Here is a 374-nt window from a genome sequence, read left to right on the forward strand (position 1 = left end):
TCAAAGGTAAAGCGATCTTGTATGCAGATCGTGTGACGGACTCTATGCAGAAAGCCATAGATGAGACTGAACGTCGTAGAGCTAAACAAATTCAATTTAATGAGAAACACGGCATTATTCCACGCAGTGCAGTTCGTCAAGCAATCAAAGAAATCGATACCGGCGAGGTGCTCACTGACGATCAAATTGATGATGCGATTGTTGAGCAACAACATGCTTATGTTTTGGCGGGCTACAAATATCAGATTGACCCGCAAAATGACTATCAAATCTTTTCAGCACCTATCAAGGTGGTGGTGAAATAACTTATCGGGTTGTATGGGGTTAAAAAGGTACTTTGACATTTTTAGGGAAATTGGGAAAAAGAATAAAAA

1 pseudogene is annotated in these 374 nt (G+C 40.1%); it reads left to right on the forward strand.

Annotation, left to right across the window (positions count from 1 at the left end):
- Window positions 1-123 (forward strand): annotated as a pseudogene (locus tag FLQ44_RS24470) (hypothetical protein); the annotation flags it as partial.
- Between the last annotated feature and the right edge of the window lie 251 nt (window positions 124-374).

The organism is Vogesella mureinivorans, from assembly GCF_007644035.1.
In the GTDB taxonomy this organism is placed as follows: domain Bacteria; phylum Pseudomonadota; class Gammaproteobacteria; order Burkholderiales; family Chromobacteriaceae; genus Vogesella; species Vogesella mureinivorans.